Source organism: Terriglobia bacterium (genome assembly GCA_035712365.1).
Taxonomy (GTDB): Bacteria; Acidobacteriota; Terriglobia; order UBA7540; family UBA7540; genus SCRD01.
In genome coordinates, this window is record DASTAW010000029.1 from 12,253 (window position 1) to 32,471 (window position 20,219).

Annotated in this window: 17 protein-coding genes; all 17 read left to right on the forward strand. The window is 58.7% G+C overall.

Annotated elements, in window-relative coordinates; genetic code table 11:
• Positions 1-7 precede the first annotated feature (7 nt).
• A complete protein-coding gene (hemE, locus tag VFQ24_07980; protein ID HET9178283.1) occupies positions 8-2,008 on the forward strand; it encodes a uroporphyrinogen decarboxylase in 2,001 nt (666 codons plus the stop codon).
• 39 nt (positions 2,009-2,047) lie between these two features.
• Positions 2,048-3,001 carry a ferrochelatase gene (hemH, locus tag VFQ24_07985; GenBank protein ID HET9178284.1) on the forward strand — a complete coding sequence of 318 codons (954 nt, stop codon included), beginning with the start codon at positions 2,048-2,050 and terminating at the stop codon, positions 2,999-3,001.
• Positions 2,998-4,440: a protoporphyrinogen oxidase gene (gene hemG, locus VFQ24_07990; GenBank protein ID HET9178285.1), complete on the forward strand. Its 1,443-nt coding sequence runs from the start codon at positions 2,998-3,000 to the stop codon at positions 4,438-4,440. Before hemH ends, hemG begins: the two co-directional genes overlap by 4 nt.
• Positions 4,441-4,834: 394 nt before the next feature.
• On the forward strand, positions 4,835-5,209 hold the full coding sequence (locus VFQ24_07995; GenBank protein ID HET9178286.1) for an NADH-quinone oxidoreductase subunit A: 375 nt from the start codon (positions 4,835-4,837) through the stop codon (positions 5,207-5,209).
• A 20-nt stretch (positions 5,210-5,229) separates the two neighbouring features.
• Complete coding sequence (locus tag VFQ24_08000; protein ID HET9178287.1) at positions 5,230-5,871, forward strand: NADH-quinone oxidoreductase subunit B family protein; 642 nt, start codon at positions 5,230-5,232, stop codon at positions 5,869-5,871.
• Positions 5,872-5,883: 12 nt separating this feature from the next.
• The gene (gene nuoC, locus VFQ24_08005) at positions 5,884-7,632 is read left to right on the forward strand and encodes an NADH-quinone oxidoreductase subunit C/D (GenBank protein HET9178288.1); all 1,749 of its coding nucleotides are present in this window, start codon (positions 5,884-5,886) and stop codon (positions 7,630-7,632) included.
• 12 nt (positions 7,633-7,644) lie between these two features.
• A complete protein-coding gene (gene nuoE / locus VFQ24_08010) occupies positions 7,645-8,109 on the forward strand; it encodes an NADH-quinone oxidoreductase subunit NuoE (protein HET9178289.1) in 465 nt (154 codons plus the stop codon).
• Positions 8,110-8,116: 7 nt separating this feature from the next.
• Positions 8,117-9,388: an NADH-quinone oxidoreductase subunit NuoF gene (nuoF, locus tag VFQ24_08015; protein HET9178290.1), complete on the forward strand. Its 1,272-nt coding sequence runs from the start codon at positions 8,117-8,119 to the stop codon at positions 9,386-9,388.
• Between the two features lie 2 nt (positions 9,389-9,390).
• On the forward strand, positions 9,391-12,096 hold the full coding sequence (gene nuoG, locus VFQ24_08020; protein ID HET9178291.1) for an NADH-quinone oxidoreductase subunit NuoG: 2,706 nt from the start codon (positions 9,391-9,393) through the stop codon (positions 12,094-12,096).
• Complete coding sequence (nuoH, locus tag VFQ24_08025; protein ID HET9178292.1) at positions 12,093-13,046, forward strand: NADH-quinone oxidoreductase subunit NuoH; 954 nt, start codon at positions 12,093-12,095, stop codon at positions 13,044-13,046. The genes nuoG and nuoH overlap by 4 nt, the downstream gene beginning before the upstream one ends.
• Before the next feature lie 34 nt (positions 13,047-13,080).
• A complete protein-coding gene (gene nuoI / locus VFQ24_08030) occupies positions 13,081-13,596 on the forward strand; it encodes an NADH-quinone oxidoreductase subunit NuoI (protein HET9178293.1) in 516 nt (171 codons plus the stop codon).
• A 10-nt stretch (positions 13,597-13,606) separates the two neighbouring features.
• Positions 13,607-14,113 carry an NADH-quinone oxidoreductase subunit J gene (gene nuoJ, locus VFQ24_08035; protein ID HET9178294.1) on the forward strand — a complete coding sequence of 169 codons (507 nt, stop codon included), beginning with the start codon at positions 13,607-13,609 and terminating at the stop codon, positions 14,111-14,113.
• Positions 14,114-14,422, forward strand: a complete 309-nt coding sequence (gene nuoK, locus VFQ24_08040; protein ID HET9178295.1) for an NADH-quinone oxidoreductase subunit NuoK — start codon at positions 14,114-14,116, stop codon at positions 14,420-14,422. It begins immediately after the preceding gene.
• Between the two features lies 1 nt (position 14,423).
• Positions 14,424-16,316 carry an NADH-quinone oxidoreductase subunit L gene (gene nuoL / locus VFQ24_08045; protein HET9178296.1) on the forward strand — a complete coding sequence of 631 codons (1,893 nt, stop codon included), beginning with the start codon at positions 14,424-14,426 and terminating at the stop codon, positions 16,314-16,316.
• Positions 16,313-17,887 carry an NADH-quinone oxidoreductase subunit M gene (gene nuoM, locus VFQ24_08050; GenBank protein HET9178297.1) on the forward strand — a complete coding sequence of 525 codons (1,575 nt, stop codon included), beginning with the start codon at positions 16,313-16,315 and terminating at the stop codon, positions 17,885-17,887. The genes nuoL and nuoM overlap by 4 nt, the downstream gene beginning before the upstream one ends.
• Positions 17,874-19,328 (forward strand): NADH-quinone oxidoreductase subunit N, encoded by a 1,455-nt coding sequence (locus tag VFQ24_08055; protein HET9178298.1) that lies wholly within the window; start codon positions 17,874-17,876, stop codon positions 19,326-19,328. Before nuoM ends, VFQ24_08055 begins: the two co-directional genes overlap by 14 nt.
• A gap of 287 nt (positions 19,329-19,615) precedes the next feature.
• Positions 19,616-20,179, forward strand: coding sequence for a class I SAM-dependent methyltransferase (locus VFQ24_08060; GenBank protein ID HET9178299.1), 564 nt, complete (start codon positions 19,616-19,618; stop codon positions 20,177-20,179).
• Positions 20,180-20,219 lie beyond the last annotated feature (40 nt).

Consider the following 20,219-nt stretch of genomic DNA (forward strand, 5'->3'; position numbering starts at 1 on the left):
AGAAACTATGCCGCACGAAACCGGCGCGAAACCGAACTTTGGAGGCCTGGAGGTCGCAGCCTTTGAGAGCCGCAGAGCCGATGAGATCGCGACACTTATCGCCCGCTTCGGAGGAGTTCCGCGCGTCGGACCGAGTATGAGGGAAGTCCCGCTGGAGGACAATCCTGCGGTTTTCGAATTTGCCGAGCAGCTTTTGGCAGGCAATATCCAGGGCGTTGTGTTTATGACGGGCGTCGGCACACGGACGCTGTTTGAGGCCCTGCAATCCCGTTACGCGGTAGAAGAAATTGTTCACGGCCTCTCATCCACAACGATTGTGGCGCGAGGGCCCAAGCCGGCGCAGGCACTTCGTGAATTCGGCGTGCCGATCACCATCATTGCGCCTGAGCCGAACACCTGGCAGGAAATCCTTCAGGAACTTGATGAGAATCCCCGCAGCTTCACCCTCCAAGGCAGCACAGTAGCAGTTCAGGAGTACGGTGAACCCAACGAGGATTTTCTTGATGAGCTGAGGTCGCGCGGCGCCAGGCCGTTACGCGTGCCGGTTTACCGCTGGGCGCTTCCCGAAAACCCTGGTCCGCTGAAGGAAACCATCAGCGCCATTATCGCTGGGCGTGCAAGAGTCGTACTTTTTACCAGCCGTCACCAGGTTGCGAACGTCCTCGCTGTGGCGGCTGAAGAATCAGCGCAGGACGGCCTGATGAAGGCCCTGCGACGATCGACTGTCTGCTCGATCGGCCCCACCTGCAGCGCGGCGCTGGTGGCAGCGGGCATCCCGGTTGACGTTGAGGCGTCGCCACCCAAGATGGGCGTCCTGGTGCTTGAGGCCGCGCGCCATGCTCCTGATCTGTTGCCGCGTAAACCGCCCGGCGGTACGGTTTCCGGCGAGAGTCCTGATGGCGAGCGGTTCGAAGCCGCCTCCAGAGCGGCCGTAACGGAGCCGGCGCGTGCCGGGTTTGTTGCCAGTGAGGCGTTGAAAAACTCGCGCTTTATGAAGGCTTGCCGCCGCGAACCCGTTGATGCAACTCCGGTCTGGCTGATGAGGCAGGCGGGCCGATTTATGAAGGAATATCGCGAGCTGCGGGCGCGCGTTCCCTTTCTCGAACTCTGCAAGAGCCCTGATCTGGTGGCCGAAGTAACGGTCGGTGCGGCCCGAAAACTCGGCGTGGACGCCGCGATTATTTTTGCCGACTTGCTCCTCATTATCGAACCTCTCGGGCTCGAGCTTGAATATGGCAAGGGCGATGGCCCGATTATCCGTCCAGCACTTCGTGAACCGGGTGATTTGGACCGATTGCGTACCGTGAACCCGGAGGAGTCTCTCGGTTACCTTTATGAGGCCATCCGGCGGACGCGCGCCGTCCTGCCGCCTGACCTGCCGCTGATCGGCTTTGCCGGCGCGCCCTTTACGGTGGCTTCTTACATGATCGAGGGCGGGGCTTCCAGGACTTTCCGCCACACGAAAAGCCTGATGTACCGCGACAAAGACGTCTGGCGCGCGCTGATGGAGCGGTTGAGCTGTGAAATGGCCAGGTATGTCAACGCGCAGATTGAGGCGGGCATCCAAGCAGTCCAGATTTTCGACTCCTGGGTTGGTTGCCTTGGACCCGAAGATTACCGGAGGTTCGTGTTGCCCTACACGCGCCTTCTGCTGAGTCGGATCACTCCCGGCACGCCCGTGATTCATTTTGGGACAGGCACAGGAATGTTTCTGGAAGAAATGCGAGAAGCCGGCGGCGACGTCATCGGGCTCGATTTCCATGTGGAGCTTGGAAAGGCCTGGAACCGCTTGGGAGAAGGGGTGGGTGTGCAGGGTAACCTGGATCCAGCGGCGCTGTTTGCGAACATGGCGTTCATCAAAACGCGAGTTCGGGATATTCTGGACCAGGCGGCGGGGCGTCCTGGACATATCTTCAACCTGGGCCATGGAATCCTGCCGGATACGCCCGAAGAAAACGTTATCGCGCTGGTGAAGATGGTGCATGAGTTGAGCGCACGCCGGAATTGAGCAATGGCGCAGAGAGGCGTCTGAAAACCTGAGGCTGTATTGCTGACTCGGAATTCAAGTGCGGCAGATCAATCGGGCTGGGCGGTTTTGCTGCTGGCCCACGGCGCCCCTGACCGCCTGGGCGACATTCCACAATTCGTGCTGAACGTGCGCTCCGGGCGCGGGCTCTCGGAGAACGCCGTGCAGGAAATCATCCATCGTTATGCCAGGATTGGCGGCGGTTCCCCGTTGTTGCGCGTCACAACTCAGCAGGCCGGCGGGCTGGCAAGGGCCCTGGGGGTGCCAGTGTACGTCGGGATGCGAAACTGGACGCCGTATATCGAAGATGCTGTGCGGAAGCTGGCGGAGGATGGGGCCAGCCAGGTTGTGGCCGTCTGCCTCGCACCGCAGAATTCGCGCACCAGCATTGGACTTTACCGTAGCCATCTCTTAAAGGCCGTGGACAAGTCTGCGCCGGGGCTCCACGTAGAATTCGTGGAAAGCTGGCACAATGATGCCGCCCTGATTGCTGCTTTCCGCGAGAAGGTTTCGGCGGCGCTTACGGGCGCTGAAGCGGAATCCGGCCGTCCTGTTCCCGTTGTTTTCACGGCCCACAGTGTTCCTGAAAGGACCATCGCCGAGGGCGATCCCTACGAAAATCAGGTGAGGGAAACCGCCCAACTTTTGGCGAACGCAATGGGCCTCACGGAATACAAGGTGGCATTTCAGAGCCAGGGCATGACCTCTGAGCCGTGGTTGGGTCCCACCGTGGAATCCGTAATTGACGACTTCGCAGAAAAAGGTAGCCAACGATTGTTGCTGGCGCCTATCGGTTTTGTTTCTGACCATGTTGAAATTCTCTACGATGTCGATGTCGCTTTCCGGGAATACGCGCAAAAGAAGGGTGTCTGCGTCGTAAGGCCGGAATCGCTGAACGCCAGCCCGCTTTTCATACAGTGTCTGGCTTCGATCGTATCAAAGCGAATCGAGATCGCTGCTGGCAGGCCATCATGAACACAGACGTTGGATCATATCGCCGCGTTGCTGTTGTGGGTGGCGGCATTTCAGGCCTTACGGCTGCCTACACGCTCGCCCAGGCACGGGAACGGGGCGTACCCGTGTCGGAATTCCTGATCGAGGCGGAGGACCGGCTGGGCGGCGTGGTGCGCACGGACCATCTTGAGGGGTTTGTCCTCGAGGGCGGGCCAGACAGCTTTATTTCTGAAAAGCCGGAGGCAGCGGAGCTCTGCCGAGAATTGGGGCTTGGGAATTCGCTGATCGGCTCGAACGATGACGAACGACACACCTATATTCTCCACAAGGGGAGACTGGTTCCTCTTCCCGAGGGCCTGATGCTGCTGACTCCCACTCACATCCGGCCGTTCCTGAAGTCGCCGTTGGTTCCGCTTTCCACCAAATTGATGATTGCCACGGAATGGTTCGTTACTCCCACGAAGTCGCGGGACTATGATGAATCGATCGCGACTTTCGTCCGCCGCCATTTTGGAAAGGCAATGCTGGAAAACATCGTTGACCCCTTACTGGCCGGTGTTTATGGAGGCGAAGCCAAATCTCTCAGTTTGCAGTCTGTTCTACCCAGGTTTCGGGAGATGGAGAACCAGTATGGAAGTCTCATCCGAGGCGCCAGGGCAACGACCAGGAAGAAGGGCGTAAAAAGCAACACGTATGGTGAAAGTAGTGCCAATTCTGTGTTTGTGACCTTGAAAAATGGGTTGGGAGACTTGACCAAAGCTTTGGAATCTCGTCTGGATGCGTCACGGACACACCTGGGGCAGCGAGTCGTGTCCATTGAGAAGGTGGATCACCACTGGAAGAGCCCGTACAAGATTCGCTGTGAGGGAAATCAGGATTGTGAGACGGACGCGGTCATACTCGCGCTACCTGTTCATGCGTGCGCCCAATTCTTTCCTACCCTGCCCGAGGAACTGGCGGAAGCCTTCCGCGCCGTCCCATATAGTTCTGCAATTACCGTCAACCTCGGCTTTGATGAGCATGTCGCAGCCGCGTTGCCGCCGGGATTTGGCTTCCTGGTTCCAGCCAAGGAGCGCAGTCGCCTGCTCGCCTGTACGTTTGTACACAGAAAATTTCCGTATCGAGCGCCGCAAGGGAAGGCCCTGCTTCGCTGCTTCCTTGGAGGGACGCGCGACCCGGAAATCATGAATCTTTCAAACAATGAGATCATTCCGCTGGTCCGGCAGGAGCTGCGAAACATCCTGGGGCTGGAAACCGCGCCATTGTTTTCTTTCATCTCGCGCTGGCCTTCTGCGATGGCTCAATACACCGTAGGGCACGAGGACCACATCAAGCGGATCGCGAGCGTGCTGCAGAAATACCCTCGGATGTATCTGGCCGGAAACGCCTATTCCGGAATTGGCATCTCCGACTGTATCCGTACCGCAAGAGCTGCGGCGCAGCAGGCCATCGATATCTGAAACCCTTTCATCCTGAGATAGCGCCGAGTTGGGCCGTAAGTCAGTTACGGCCAGTCCTGGCGGCGCTCCGCAGAAGCTGCGCCCTCCGGTTTTAATTCAGACAAAGAGAAATGATTATGCTATAATCGCCGGTTCAACTATACCGGTTCAATACTTATCAGGGCCATCATAGAAGTCCCTCAAGATGCCCGGTATAGGAATGGGAACAAGTGGACGCGGCCGGGCGGGCGAAGTGGCACAACGCGGAGAGATCGCAAGCCCTGGAAACCGTGGTCGCCTTGTGCTTCCGGGATTTGCCGGCTGCACCGGTGGTGAAAAGCCGAAACAATTTCAACTGACTTGCCATCCTCGCGCGAGGGGGCACCTGAAAAGTTTGGGAGAGATCTGACGCGCAATGGTACTCTGGCCCCTTGTTCTATTCTTCTTTGTCGTCCTGCTGATTCCTGCGGGAATGATTGTCCTCTCCTATCTGCTGGGCCAGCGTCATAGCGAGCACGCGACGGGTTCCCCCTATGAAAGCGGCATCGTGTCCGAGGGCTCTGCGGAGGCCCGCTTTTCGGTACGGTTTTACTTGATTGCAATGTTTTTTGTGGTGTTTGATTTGGAAGCAGTCTTCATCATTTCCTGGACCATCGCGGCGCGTGAGGTTGGATGGGCCGGATACCTGGAAATACTGTTCTTTACGATTATCCTGGTTGCCACCCTTGCATATCTGTGGCGGCTGGGCGCTCTCGATTGGGGACCCAAGACGCGGCGCAAGGCGCTTTAGGAGCGGTACGACTCAGGCTTATGAAGTGGTCGATAACCAAGCCGCAACTGACCGTGCCGATGACCAACACGGCTCCGGAACCCTTTGAAGAGCGCGTCCGCGAGAGCCTGATTATGGCCCGTCTTCAGGACCTTGTGGCATGGGGCCGCAAGAATTCCATCTGGCCGTTCGCCTTTGGCCTTTCGTGCTGCTTCGTTGAAATGGCCACCAGCATCACCAGCCGCTACGACATCTCGCGCTTCGGAGCGGAAGTGATCCGCGGAACTCCGCGGGAAGCAGACTTGATGGTGATTGCGGGCACCCCCTTCATCAAAATGGCGCCCGTCATTCAGCGCTTGTATGAGCAGATGATGGAGCCGCGCTGGGTGATTTCCATGGGCTCGTGCGCGAATTCGGGCGGCATGTACGACATTTACAGCGTCGTTCAGGGCGTGGACAAGTTTCTCCCGGTGGATATTTACGTTCCCGGATGTCCGCCTCGTCCGGACGCATTTCTGGAAGGCATAACTTTATTGACCAAACTCGTGGGCACGGAACGGCGCCCGTTGAGCTGGGTGGTGGGACCGCAGGGTGTCGAACGCGCTCCCGCGCCTTCCCAGCGGGATCTGAAGCGGAGCGAAAGGCAGAAAGCCACCCGGTTGCGTCCACCCAATGAGATCTGAATTGCGCACCCTATGATCGCAAACCCAATCATCCTTCAGGAGCTTCAGGCGAAGTTTGGCGAGGCTTTGATCACTCCGCACGCCACCTGCGATCAGGTGCCGACCTTGTGGACGTCGAAAGAAAAGGTTCACGAGGTTGTCGAATACCTCAAGAATCAGGTTGCCAGCCCCTACCGCATGCTCTACGACATCACGGCCACCGACGACCGTGTGCGCCAGCATCGCGACGGACTGCCGGCGAGCGATTTTACGGTTATCTACCATCTGCTCTCCTTCGAGCGAAACGAATACATCCGCATCAAAGTTCCGCTTGAGGGAGACTCTCTGAGCCTGCCCACCATCACCGACGTCTGGCCCGCGGCCAACTGGTACGAGCGGGAAGTCTGGGACATGTTTGGGATTAAATTTGACGGGCACCCTTTCCTTGCCCGCATCCTCATGCCGAAGACCTGGGTGGGGCATCCGCTGCGCAAAGATCATCCAGCTCGCGGAACGGAGATGGGTCCCTTCAGCCAGAGCCATGAAAAAGAAGAGGCTGAGCAGGAAGCGATGCGGTTTCGGCCGGAAGATTGGGGCATGAAGCGCGGCGAGGACGGGACCGACTTTATTTTCCTGAACGTGGGCCCCCAGCATCCTGGAACTCATGGTGTCATCCGAATCGTGGTTCAGCTTGATGGCGAACAGATTGTCGACTGCGTTCCGGAGATCGGGTTCCACCACCGGGGCGCGGAAAAGATGGGCGAGCGCCAGACCTGGCACAAATACGTTCCTTATGCCGACCGCATCGACTACCTCGCGGGAGTCATCAATGAGCTTGCCTACCTGGTGGCGTTTGAAAAGCTGGCGGGAATCAAAGTTCCTCCGCGCGCACAGGTGATCCGCGTGATGATGTCTGAGTTGTTCCGGATCATCAGCCACCTCGTGTGGTACGGAACCTTCGCCCAGGACCTGGGCCAGATGTCGCCCGTGTTCTATTGTTTCAATGACCGCGAACGCGCCTTCGACATCATCGAAGCGGTTTGCGGCGCTCGGATGCATCCAGTCTGGTTCCGGATCGGCGGAACATCGCAGGACCTGCCGGACGGTTGGGAAGGCATGTTTCGCGATTTTCTGAAGTACCTGCCGCCCCGCCTTGTGGAATATGACCGCGTGGTGATGAAAAACAGGATCTTCAAGGCGCGAACACAGGGTGTAGGGGTCATGACGGTAGAGCAGGCCATCGAATGGGGCGTGACCGGTCCCATGCTGCGGGCCGCAGGCATGGATTGGGACTTCCGTAAGAAGCAGCCCTACTCCGGTTATGAAAATTTCGACTTCGACATTCCGACGGGCACGCACGGCGATTGCTATGACCGCGCCGTGGTCCACGTCGAGGAAATGCGCCAGAGTCTGCGCATCATCGAGCAGTGTGTGAACAACATGCCGGAAGGTCCATTCATTGCAGATCATCCGCGGGTGGCTCCGCCCAGGAAAGAACGTACGATGCACGATATTGAAACGCTGATAACGCACTTCCTGGGCGTAAGCTGGGGCCCCGTAGTCCCGCCGGGTGAGGCGCTCGGAGCAATTGAAGCGGCCAAGGGGAACAACGGCTACTACCTGGTGAGTGACGGCAGCACATATTCTTACCGGACCCGAATTCGCGCCCCTTCATTTGCCCACATGCAGACGCTTCCTTTGCAGTGCCGGGGATTGCTGGTTTCGGATCTGCTCGCCATCCTGGGAAGTATTGACTTTGTCCTGGCGGACATCGACCGATAAGGAGCTTGAAAGGTGTTAAGTCCTGAGGAGCGGCAGGAGATCGAAGGGGAGTTCGGACACTACCCGGACAAGCGCGCCCTGAGCATTGACGCCATGAGGATCGTCCAGAGACACCGGGGCTGGGTTTCTGATGATGCGCTGAAGGACATTTCTGAGATCCTGGAAGTCCCGGTCAGCGAACTGGACAGCGTGGCCACCTTTTACAACCTGATCTTCCGCAAACCGGTTGGTCGACACGTGATTATGGTCTGCGACAGCATCAGTTGCTGGGTGATGGGTTACGACCGGCTGCGGGACCATTTGACGGGCCACCTCGGCATCAAAATGGGTGAGACCACGGCGGACGGGCGATTTACGCTGCTTCCCATCGTTTGCCTGGGCACTTGCGACCACGCTCCGGCCATGATGGTGGACAACGATCTGCACCGGGACCTGGACGCGGAAAAAATCGACGGCATACTCGAGCAGTACAAGTAGAACCGATATGGAGAAAGTTCTCACAAAGGATGTTCCAGCCGACGGCTCGGCTTTTGATCTCAGGACGTACGAGCGGGCTGGTGGATATCAAGGGGTGCGCAAGGCGCTGAAAATGGCGCCCAAGGAAGTCGTCGAGGTCATCAAGCAGTCGGGCTTGCGCGGCCGCGGCGGCGCGGGTTTTCCAACCGGGCTGAAGTGGAGCTTTGTGCCCACTGGGACGGATGCTCCTCACCCCAAGTACCTGTGCTGCAATGCCGATGAAATGGAGCCTGGCACCTTCAAAGACCGCCTGCTGATGGAATCGACGCCACACCAACTGATCGAGGGCATGATCTGCGCGGCGCGTGCCATTGAGGCCGATGTCGCTTACATCTTCCTGCGCGGGGAGTATGTGCTTTCAGCGGAGCGCCTCACAAAAGCGCTGACGGAAGCTTACGAGCACAACTACCTGGGCAAAAATATTCTGGGTTCCGGCTTTAGCCTTGAAATGCATCTGCACCTGAGCGGCGGACGTTATATGTGCGGTGAAGAGACCGGGCTGTTGAACGCGCTTGAAGGCAAGCGCGCAAACCCGCGCACCAAGCCACCGTTCCCTCAGATTTCCGGACTCTTTGGCAAGCCAACCATCGTGCAGAACGTCGAAACCCTCTGCAACATTCATCACATCATCAACAACGGGCCGGAATGGTTCAAAGGCCTGAGCAAATCAGCAGACGGCGGAACAAAACTTTACGGAGCGAGCGGGAAAGTGAAGCGCCCTGGATTGTGGGAACTCCCCATGGGGACCACGGTCCGCGAGATTCTGGAAGAACACGCCGGCGGAATGCGGGAAGGCTTGCGTTTCCGCGGGTTGCTGCCCGGAGGCGCTTCGACGGATTTTCTGGTTGAAGAACACCTTGACGTGAAGATGGACTTTACGGAAGTTCAGAAGGTTGGCAGCCGCATGGGCACAGGAACCATGATCGTAATGGATGACCGGACGTGCCCGGTTGGATTTTGCAAGAACCTTGAGCACTTTTTCGCGCAGGAATCCTGCGGCTGGTGCACGCCGTGCTGGAGCGGGCTTTCGTGGGCGGAGAAAATGCTAGGCAGCATCGAGGATGGCGAGGGGCAGGAAGCAGACCTCGAGAGGCTGGCGTATATTTGCAAGTTCTGCGCGCCTGGCAACACCTTCTGCGCTCTTGCGCCCGGCGCCGTCGAGCCTTTGCAAAGCGCCTTGAAATACTTCCGCGAGGACTTTGAGCGGCACATCCATGAGAAGCGGTGTCCCTGGAGATAGCGGTGGCGAAGATCTGGGTCGATGACAACTGGTACGAGGTAAGGCCGGACCAGAGCCTCCTTCACGCGTGCCTGGAGCTTGGGTTTGACCTGCCATACTTCTGCTGGCACCCTGCCCTCGGCTCGGTCGGAGCCTGCCGTCAGTGTGCCGTTAAGCAATTCAAGGATGAGAATGACTCCCAGGGGCGGCTGGTGATGTCCTGCATGACTCCCGCCGCCGAAGGTACCAGGATCTCGGTCAAGAACTCCGATGCGGCGGCTTTCCGCGCAGGCGTGATTGAAGGCCTGATGATGAACCACCCGCATGACTGTCCGGTGTGCGACGAAGGGGGCCATTGCCACCTGCAGGACATGACGGTAATGACAGGCCATAATTACCGGCGTTACCGTTACAAGAAGCGCACCTTTCGCAACCAGGACCTCGGTCCCCTGCTCAATCACGAAATGAACCGTTGCATCCAGTGTTATCGCTGCGTGCGGTACTACCAGGATTACGCAGGCGGGGATGACTTGCAGGCCTTTGTCCTGCGGGACACCGTGTTCTTCGGCAGGCATGAAGACGGTGTATTGCAAAATGAGTTTGCCGGCAACCTCGACGAAGTGTGCCCGACCGGGGTATTCACCGACAAGACCGTCAAGGGACACTACACGCGCAAGTGGGATTTGCAGATGTCTCCCTCGGTATGTGTCCATTGCGGCGTCGGATGCAGCACATCGGCGGGCGAGCGTTATGGGATGCTCCGGCGCATCGTGAACCGCTACAACGGCGAAGTAAACGGTTATTTCTTATGCGACCGCGGCCGCTTCGGATACGAATTTGTCAACAGTGAACGGAGGGTGCGGCAGACGCTTTCCCGCCAGGACGGCAGGCTGAAGGCCCTTCCGAAGGCCAAAGCCGTCGAGCACTTGCGTGATGTGCTGAAGGGCAATGACAAGGTGATCGGAATCGGCTCGCCGAGGGCGTCGCTGGAATCCAACTTCGCGCTCCGGACCCTGGTGGGGCCGGACCGTTTCTTCAACGGCATGTCGGACGAATCTTCTCACTTGGTCGCGATGATGGCGGAGATTCTGCGGCAGGGGCCCGCGCGGTCCCCGTCGCTTCGTGAGATCGAGAATTCCGACGCCGTGCTCGTGCTTGGCGAAGACGTCAGCAATACGGCTCCAAGAGTGGCTTTGGCGCTCCGGCAGTCGGTCCGGCAGCAGCCGATGGAAACGACCGACAAGATGAAGATTCCCCGCTGGCTTGACCACGCGGTCCGCGAGGCGATCCAGCATGGCGCCGGCCCGTTGTTTATCGCTACGCCCAACGCGACGCGGCTGGATAGCGTGGCAACCGTTACTCATCGCGCCGCTCCGGATGACATTGCGCGCCTTGGCTTTGCCGTGGCCCATGCGCTGGACTACGAAGTCCCGTCCACACCCGAGCTTTCGGCAGACCTTCGCGAGGTGGCGGAGCGCATCGCCCAGGCCCTGAAGTCGGCGAAGCGCCCGCTGGTCATTGCCGGATCCAGCCTGAACAGCGAGACGATCATCCAGGCGGCTGCGAACGTGGCAAGGGCGCTCATTAAGCAAGGCAAAACGGCCGCGCTGAGCCTCACCATGCCAGAGGCAAACAGCCTTGGTGTTGCCCTTTTGGGGGGCGGAAATCTAAGCGCCGCCTTCAAAGCAGTCGAGGATGGGGCCGCGGATACTGTTGTTATCCTGGAGAATGATCTCTACCGCCGGGCGCCGGTCCGGGAGGTGGACAGTCTGATGCAGGCGGCCCGGCACATCATCGTTCTGGACCATCTCATGACTCCGACCGCCTCCAAAGCAGAGTTTGTGCTGCCCGCCGGCACTTTTGCCGAATCCGACGGGACCTTTGTGAATAGCGAAGGGCGCGCCCAACGGTTTTTCCAAACTTATGTTCCGAAAGACAGCGTCCAGGAAAGCTGGCGCTGGCTGATCGAGATGCTGCAGGTGGCCGGGAATGCAGAGTCATCCTCCTGGAGCGTGCTGGACGATGTGGTATCTGCCACGGCGGGTGCTGTGCCGGCGCTCGAAAGAATCACCGAAGCGGCGCCGACCGCAAAATTTCGCATCGCGGGCGAAAAGGTCCCGCGCGCGCCGCACCGTTATAGCGGCCGGACGGCCATGCTGGCCAACATTAACGTCAGCGAGCCGAAGCCGCCGACTGACCCCGATTCCGCGCTGGCCTTTTCCATGGAAGGCACCCCGACGCAGCCGCCAGGCGCCCTGACGCCTTTCTTCTGGGCCCCCGGCTGGAATTCCATCCAGTCGGTGAACAAGTTCCAGAGTGAGATCAACGGCGCGCTTCGCGGAGGCGATCCGGGGGTGCGGCTGATCGAACCGCCGCAGGTCGGCAGCGCCTTGTATTTCTCGGGGCCGCAGAAGCCTTTCCAGCCGCGGGGTGACGAATGGCTGCTGGTGCCGCTCTATCATGTTTTTGGCTCCGAGGAATTGAGCAGCCAGTCGCCTGCCATTGCACAATTGGCTCCCAAACCGTATGTTGCGCTGAATGCTGCGGATGCGGAGCGGCTGCAGCTTCAGGATGGCGTTGAGGTTGAACTGAACGTGGCCGGGAATGCCCACAAGCTGCCTTTGGTGGTTCAGCCTGACCTTCCAGACGGGATTGCCGGAATTCCGGCAGGTTTGGGACTGCTGGCGGGAACGGGCCTGCCGGCCTGGACCAGAATTTCACGACCATGAACGAGACGCTCTACTACATTATTGTTATTTTCGTTGTCCTGATGATTCCTCTGAATCTGGCGGCGCTCTTGATCTGGCTGGAGCGGCGCTTGCTGGCCCTCTGGCAGGACCGCTACGGTCCGAACCGCGTGGGGCCGTTCGGGCTGCTTCAGTCTCTCGCCGACATGGTTAAGATCTTTTTCAAGGAGGACTGGGTTCCTCCCTTCGCGGACAAGCCGGTGTTCGTGCTGGCGCCCGCCATCATCGTGGTGACGGTCCTGCTGACGTTTGCGGTGGTTCCTTTTGCGCCGTCGTTTGTGGTGGCCAACCTCAACATCGGTGTGCTGTTTTTCCTGGGCCTGTCGTCGCTGGGAGTGTACAGCGTGGTGCTCGCGGGCTGGTCTTCCGGCAGCAAGTATTCGCTGCTGGGAGGATTGCGCGCCGCGGCCCAGATGCTGAGTTACGAAGTGTTCATGGGACTGGCCATGATGGGCGCTGTGCTGATGGCAGGCTCGTTCAACCTCTCTGATATTGTGGAAGCCCAGCGGCATCTCTGGTATGTCATTCCGCAGTTCCTGGGGTTCGTCCTTTTCTTCATCGCCGGCATCGCTGAAACCCGCCGCCTGCCGTTTGACCTGCCGGAAGCGGAAAGCGAGCTGGTGGCCGGTTTCCATTCCGAATATTCCGGCATGAAGTTCGGCATGTTTTTCGTCGGCGAATATATGGGGATCATTCTGATTTCCTGCATGATCACGCTGCTCTACCTGGGCGGCTGGCTGGGGCCATGGCTCCCATCGGGCGTCTGGTTTGCGGCGAAGGTGTTCCTGCTGATTTGCTTCTTCATTCTGCTGCGGGCGGCGCTGCCCAGGCCCAGATTTGATCAACTGATGTCCTGGGGATGGAAAATTATGCTGCCGCTTGCCCTGGCGAATCTGCTGGTGACGGGGGCGGTGGTGCTGGCATTCAAGTAGCAGGGCAAGGCTGCCGTTTTACGGAGTCGTTTAGATGCTGAGCGTATTAAGATCGCTTTGGTATGTGCTTCTGCACATGTTTCAGCGGCGGGTGACCGTACAGTACCCTGAGCAGAAACCGTACCTTCCTCCCCGGCACAAGGGCCGTATCATCCTTAGCCGTGATCCCGATGGAGGTGAGCGCTGCGTCGCCTGCTACCTGTGCGCCGTGGCTTGTCCGGTGGATTGCATCTCCTTGCAGGCAACTGAGGACAAAACCGGGCGCCGGTATCCGGAATTCTTCCGGATCAATTTCTCACGCTGCATCTTCTGCGGTTACTGTGAAGAGGCATGCCCGACCTATGCCATCCAGTTGACGCCTGATTTCGAGATGGGTGAGTACAAGCGGCAGAACATGGTTTACGAGAAAGAGGATTTGCTGATCAGCGGAGAAGGCAAGTACCACGGCTACAATTTCTGGCGGGTTGCGGGCGTCAAGATCGGCGGAAAAGACAAGGGGGAATCCGAAAACGAAGCGCCTCCCACGGACCTCCGCAGCCTGATGCCCTGAGATCAAGGTTATGGAAATTGTTTTCTACATTGCGGCCATTGTGGCGATTGCCTCGACCCTTATGGCCATTTCGCGCCTGAACCCCGTGCACGCGTTGCTGTACTTGATCCTTTCGCTGCTTTCGATTGCCATCATCTTTTATGTCCTGGGCGCACCCTTTGTTGCCGCGCTGGAAGTCATCATCTATGCCGGCGCCATCATGGTGCTGTTCGTCTTCGTGGTCATGATGCTGAACCTTGGACAAAGGACCGCCGATATGGAGCGGCAATGGCAGCGGGGAAGCATGTGGATTGGTCCGTCGATCCTGGCCCTGGTTCTGATTGCGGAAGTGGCCTACCTGGTTGCCAGCCCGGGAACGGCGGCCTACGGCGCCGCAGCGATTGAGCCGAAGCAGGTTGGGATTGTTCTGTTCGGGCCCTACCTGATTGGAGTGGAACTGGCATCGATGTTGCTGTTGGCAGCTCTGGTGGGAGCCTTCCACCTGGGCCGGCGCACACCGGAGAAAACGGAGAAGTAGATGGCATCCATACCCATGCATCAGGGACTGCTTCTGGCGGGCATCCTGTTCGCGCTGGGACTCGTGGGCTTGCTGGTGCGGCGCAACGTGGTTTTCACGCTGATGTCGCTCGAGATCATGCTGAACGCCGCCGGGCTGGCGTTCGTGGTGGCCGGCGCCCGCTGGGGTCAGCCGGATGGACAGATTGTGTTTATGTTTATTCTGACCATGGCGGCCGCTGAAGTCTCTGTGGGGCTTGCCCTGGTCCTCAGGATCTATCACAGGTTTAAAACGCTGGATGCTGATGCTGTGAGTGAGATGAAAGGATAACGTGCTCCACCTGTTGTGGTTGGTTCCCGCGCTCCCGCTTGCCAGCTTTGCGGTCCTGGCAACCCTCGGGAAACGTATGCCTCGGAGGATGGTCCCGGTTTTGGGCGCCGGCTCGGTCGGGTTGTCAGCCGTCGTGGCGATCATCATCACGATCAATTTCCTCAGTTCTCCTCCGCCGGGCAACCACTTTACACAGGTACTCTGGACGTGGATCGACGTGGGAGGGTTCCGGCCGGAGATTGCGTTCTATCTGGACTCGCTTTCACTGCTGATGACCCTGGTGGTCACCTTTGTTAGCTTCCTGATCCATTTCTACTCAGCGGAGTTCATGGAGGAAGATGAAGGGTACAGCCGCTTCTTCGCCTACATGAACCTGTTTGTTGCCTCGATGTGCATTCTGCTGCTGGGATCAAACCTTCTGCTCCTGTTCCTTGGGTGGGAGGGCGTCGGTCTGTGCAGCTATCTGCTGATTGGTTTCTGGTACAAAGATCCAGTGAACGGTCTGGCGGCGCGGAAGGCCTTCATCGTTACGCGCGTCGGCGACACGGCCATGACCCTCGGTCTCTTCCTCCTTTTTACCAACCTTGGGACCCTTGACATTCAGGAGCTCATGCACCGGGCGTTGGCGCAATGGCCGATGGGTTCAACACTGCCAGTCGCGGCCGGTCTGCTGCTGCTGGGCGGCGCGGTGGGGAAATCGGCGCAGCTTCCTCTGCAAACCTGGTTGCCGGACGCCATGGCAGGCCCCACGCCCACCAGCGCCCTGATCCATGCCGCCACCATGGTGACTGCCGGTGTTTATCTGATTGCGCGGACCCACGTTCTGTATTCTCTAGCTCCGGCCGCGCAGCTTGCGGTGGCCGTGGTGGGCGCGGCGACGCTGATTCTGGCCGGTTTTAGCGCGATCACGCAATCGGACATCAAGCGCGTGCTCGCTTATTCCACGGTCAGCCAGATCGGGTACATGTTCCTCGCCCTGGGCGTTGGCGCCTGGTCAGCGGCGATCTTCCACTTTATGACGCACGCCTTCTTCAAAGCCCTGCTCTTCCTCGGCGCCGGGGTCATTATTGAGTCGCTCCACCACGAGCACAGCATTTTCAAGATGGGCGGCCTTCGCAAAGAAATGCCCGTGGCTTTCTGGACGTTCCTGGTTGCGGGCTGTTCGCTGGCCGGCCTGCCGCTGATTACCGCCGGCTTCTACAGCAAGGGCCTGATCATCTGGGACACCTGGTCGTCTACGCGCGGGAGCGCCGCGCTATGGGTGGCGGCCGTTTTCGGGGTCCTGCTGACCTCGCTCTATACCTTTCGACTGATCTTCCTGGTCTTCTTCGGCGAAATGAAGACCCAGATCCACAAACGCCCCGGCTTCAGAATGTTAATGCCCTGTGTGGTGCTGGCGGTCCTGTCGGTGGTGGGAGGTTTCGTTGATACGCCCGGGTTTCTGGGCAATGTGCACTCCTTCACCGATTTCATGCGTCGTGCCCTGCCGCCCGTGACCGAAGGGCCATTACGCGGGATGTCAGAACTCGGGTCAGAAAGCCTGGTGACGCTGGCCTTCCTGATCGGCCTTTCTGTCGCTTACCTTTTCTTTATCCGGAAGCGCGAGTACGCGGAAGCGATTACAACGCCTGTGCTCGCGAAGTCGCTTCACCGGTTCTGGTATGCCGACTGGGGAATGGACTGGCTGTATGAAAGAGTTTTTGTCCGCCCCATTCTCTGGTTTGCACGGGTCGATAAGGGCGATTTCGTGGACTATATTTATTCGGGAATCGCCCTCTTCACCGAACTTCTTTACCACGGTGTTCGGAAAACGGAAAACGGTCGCATGCGGTGGTATGCAGCAGGAATTGCGGCTGGTTCCATCATCTTTCTGGCGATTGTGTTGTTCCTATGATTCTTGTCTGGCTCATCGCGATTTTGCTCGTGGCCGGCATTCTCGCCGAGATAAGCGGGCGCATCAGTACGCTCTGGCCGCGTGTCATTTCGTTGGCTGCGGTCATCATTGATTTTGCCATCGCCCTGGCTCTATGGCGGGAGAATTCCGCGGGGATCACGCTCGCCACTCAGAGCGAGTGGTTCAGGCAGGTGGACTGGGCCTGGGTCCCTCAGTACGGCATCCATTTCCACCTGGCGATGGACGGATTGAGCCTTCTGATGGTTGTGCTCACGTTCCTGCTGGGCATTATGTCGGTGCTGGCTTCCTGGAAAGAGATTCAGGAAGGTGTCGGCTTTTTCCACTTCAATCTGATGTTGATTCTGGCCGGCATCGTGGGCGTCTTCCTCGCGGTGGACCTCTTCCTGTTTTACTTCATGTGGGAGCTGATGCTGGTGCCCATGTACTTCCTGATCGCGATCTGGGGCCATGAGCGTCGCATCTATGCCGCCGTGAAATTTTTCCTCTTCACTCAGATCAGCGGTCTCTTCATGCTGATTGCCATTCTGACGCTTTACTTCATCCATCATGGCGTTTCTGGGGTCTACAGCTTTGAATATAAGGACCTGCTGGGCACCGCGCTGACACCTCACACAGCCATGCTGCTGATGCTGGGTTTCTTTGTTGCCTTTGCCGTCAAGCTCCCCATGTTTCCGTTCCATACCTGGCTGCCGGACGCGCACACCGAGGCCCCCACAGCAGGAAGCGTCATCCTGGCTGGACTCCTGCTGAAAACCGGAGCATATGGAATGCTGCGCTTTGTAGTGCCGCTGTTTCCCGGCGCCGCGCACCAGTTCGCTCCCATTGCTATGCTGCTGGGAGTGATAGGGATCATCTACGGTTCTGTTCTTGCCTTTGGCCAGACGGACCTGAAGCGGCTGGTGGCATACACGAGCGTCAGCCACCTGGGGTTCGCGCTGGTCGGCATATTTGCCTGGAATCCCATTGCGCTCCAGGGAGTGATAATCGTCATGATCGCTCATGGCATCAGCACCGGCGCGCTGTTCATGCTGGTCGGTGAATTGCAGGAACGGACCCACACGCGCGAAATGGACCGCCTGCACGGACTTTGGGCCACGATTCCGGCGATGAGCGGCGTATTCATGTTTTTCGCTCTGGCTTCCATCGGCCTGCCTGGCTTGGGAGATTTTATTGGTGAATTCCTGACGCTGCTGGGGACCTACCGGGTCAGCCTCGGCGTGACCATCGCAGCCGCCATCGGCATCCTGATCTCCACGCTTTATACGTTGAAAGTGATCCAGCGCGCCTTCCATGGCCCCAATACTCATCAATGGACGCTGCCTGACCTTGGCAAGCGGGAACTGGTGATGATGGTCCCGATGATGCTCATCCTGCTCGGGATTGGCCTTTATCCGCAACCGCTTTTTAAGACCTTTGAGCCGGCCATGCGCAAGCTGCAGCAGTATGCCGCGCCGCAGCCGGTGTTGACGGTAGTCCCCGATACGCACCATGTGCCGTACCGCCAGGACGCTTCCAGGGATGACTCGGAGATGAACCTTGAACGGCGCTGATCTCATTGCGATACTTCCTCTGCTGGTCCTGACTGCGGCAGCGGTGGTGGTGATGGTTGCAATCTGCATCCGGAGGAGCCACCTTCTGGCCGTGTGGCTGACGGCTGCGGGCCTGGTCCTTGCCTTCGCGTCGCTCTGGAAGTCGGCTTCAGCGGCGCCCACTCAGGCAACCCCGTTGCTAATCATCGACGGTTACGCGCTCTTTTACATGGGCCTCATCATAGCCGCCACTTTCGTGACCGTCATTCTTTGCTACGGTTACCTGGAAAACCAGCAAGGATACCGCGAAGAGCTTTATGTCCTGGTTCTCACGGCGGCGCTGGGATCATGCGTGATGGTCGCCAGCAACCATTTTGTATCGTTCTTCCTGGGGCTGGAAATCCTGAGTGTTGCTCTCTACGCGATGAACGCCTACGTCTGCAGTCGCAAGATTTCGCTGGAGGCCGGAATCAAATATCTGGTGCTGGCCGCCGCTTCCGCCGCCTTCCTGCTGTTCGGTATGGCGCTGATTTACGCGCAGCTCGGGACACTGCAGTTCGGCCAGATCGCCTCCATGCTGATGAGCGGCGTTGCGTACGAGAAAACCCTGATCTATCCGGGTATGGCCTTGATGATCACCGGCATCGGCTTCAAGCTTGGCGTTGTTCCGTTCCACATGTGGACGCCCGACGTTTATGAAGGCGCGCCCGCGCCTGTCACTGCTTTTGTCGCCACGATCTCGAAGGGCGGAATGGTCGCACTGCTGCTCAGGTATTTTTATGAAACGGGCGCCTACCGTCTGCACTCGGTGTTCGTGGTTTTCAGCATCATTGCCATTGCTTCCATGGTCGCCGGAAACCTGCTGGCGCTGCTCCAGAACAACGTCAAGCGCATCCTTGCCTATTCGTCGATTGCCCACCTCGGCTACATCCTGGTGGCCTTCCTGGCCGGAGGCAACCGGGCCGCCGAGGCCGTTACGTTTTATCTGGTGGCCTACTTTGTCACCACGCTGGGCGCGTTTGGAGTGGTCAGCGTCCTTTCCAACGACGACCGCGATGCCGACTCCATGGAGGACTATGAAGGTCTGTTCTGGCGTCGGCCGGTCCTGGCAGGGATCTTTACTCTGATGCTGCTCTCGCTTGCTGGAATTCCGCTGACTGCCGGATTCATCGGAAAGTTTTTTGTGATTGCCGCGGGAACTTCCGCGTCGCTGTATGGACTGATTTTCGTGCTGGTCGTCACCAGCGTTGTGGGCCTCTTTTACTACCTTCGCATCCTTGTGGCCATGTACAGGCCTCTGGCTGAAACGGGCAAGACCGCGCCCGTCGCGCACCCTTCCCTGTCGCGCTCCGGCAGTTTCGCGCTGGCCGGACTCACGGTGCTGCTGGTGTGGATCGGCGTCTACCCTGGGCCGTTTCTTGACGCCATCCAGCGCGCGGTTTCAACGCTGCGAATTTTCTGATTTGCTCAAATTGTAACTTTTACCCACTGTGCGCGAATTGAACAGAAATCGCGTGCGATGGCATATTTAGGTTCTACAATCTCCAGCTAAGTCTTTTTATAACAGATGGTTACAAATTTTAGAATTTTTGCCGTCGAAAATCCCACGCGTCCCATTTCGGGAGTTTACGCTCGAGATAGTAGCCTATATAAGTGGGTCTATCGCAAGTTTGGCGTGCCGGTATTCCCTTGCCGCGCGCCCGAGTGAAATCCGCCGGCCGACAGACTGGCGCCAAAGGAAGCCCGACGATGAATCGAATCCACCGCTGGCTTTGCCGGTCCGCCCGATGGAAGAAGGTGCTGGAAGCGACGGTCCTTCCCTCCGTGGTAAAGGACGCCGATCTCGGCGACAACCTGCTGGAAGTTGGTCCCGGCCCCGGCCTCACCACCGACTGGCTGCGCCGGCGGATTGGTCAACTCACCGCCGTTGAAATTGACCGCCGGCTGGCGCGCTCGCTGGCCATCCGGATGCGCGGCGCCAACGTGCGCGTCGTGCGGGCTGACGGCGCCGCCTTGCCGTTCCGGGACAACTCCTTTTCCGGGGCTGTGGCCTTCACCATGTTCCACCACGTCCCCTCCGTCGAGCTCCAGAACCGGCTCTTCCAGGAGGTCTGCCGCGTCGTCCGGCCTGGCGGCATGTTTGCCGGCGTGGACAGCACGGATAGCTGGATGATGCGCCTGCTCCATATCTCCGACACCCTGGTTCCTGTTGACCCTTTGACGCTGCCCGCACGCCTCCAGTCCGCCGGGTTCACAAAGGTCTCCATCAATACCGATCAGAGAGGATTCCGCTTTTCTGCGATTTGCCCATGAGCCGCGAATTGAATCTCGACACGTAATCGAAGCTCGGCAC

Excerpts from the sequence above, each read along its gene's own strand:
- hemE (HET9178283.1), top strand. The coding sequence starts at position 8 with ATGCCGCACGAAACCGGCGCGAAACCGAACTTTGGAGGCCTGGAGGTC.
- hemG (HET9178285.1), top strand. The coding sequence starts at position 2,998 with ATGAACACAGACGTTGGATCATATCGCCGCGTTGCTGTTGTGGGTGGC.
- VFQ24_07995 (HET9178286.1), top strand. The coding sequence starts at position 4,835 with ATGGTACTCTGGCCCCTTGTTCTATTCTTCTTTGTCGTCCTGCTGATT.
- VFQ24_08000 (HET9178287.1), top strand. The coding sequence starts at position 5,230 with ATGAAGTGGTCGATAACCAAGCCGCAACTGACCGTGCCGATGACCAAC.
- nuoC (HET9178288.1), top strand. The coding sequence starts at position 5,884 with ATGATCGCAAACCCAATCATCCTTCAGGAGCTTCAGGCGAAGTTTGGC.
- nuoF (HET9178290.1), top strand. The coding sequence starts at position 8,117 with ATGGAGAAAGTTCTCACAAAGGATGTTCCAGCCGACGGCTCGGCTTTT.
- nuoH (HET9178292.1), top strand. The coding sequence starts at position 12,093 with ATGAACGAGACGCTCTACTACATTATTGTTATTTTCGTTGTCCTGATG.
- nuoI (HET9178293.1), top strand. The coding sequence starts at position 13,081 with ATGCTGAGCGTATTAAGATCGCTTTGGTATGTGCTTCTGCACATGTTT.
- nuoJ (HET9178294.1), top strand. The coding sequence starts at position 13,607 with ATGGAAATTGTTTTCTACATTGCGGCCATTGTGGCGATTGCCTCGACC.
- nuoK (HET9178295.1), top strand. The coding sequence starts at position 14,114 with ATGGCATCCATACCCATGCATCAGGGACTGCTTCTGGCGGGCATCCTG.
- nuoM (HET9178297.1), top strand. The coding sequence starts at position 16,313 with ATGATTCTTGTCTGGCTCATCGCGATTTTGCTCGTGGCCGGCATTCTC.
- VFQ24_08060 (HET9178299.1), top strand. The coding sequence starts at position 19,616 with ATGAATCGAATCCACCGCTGGCTTTGCCGGTCCGCCCGATGGAAGAAG.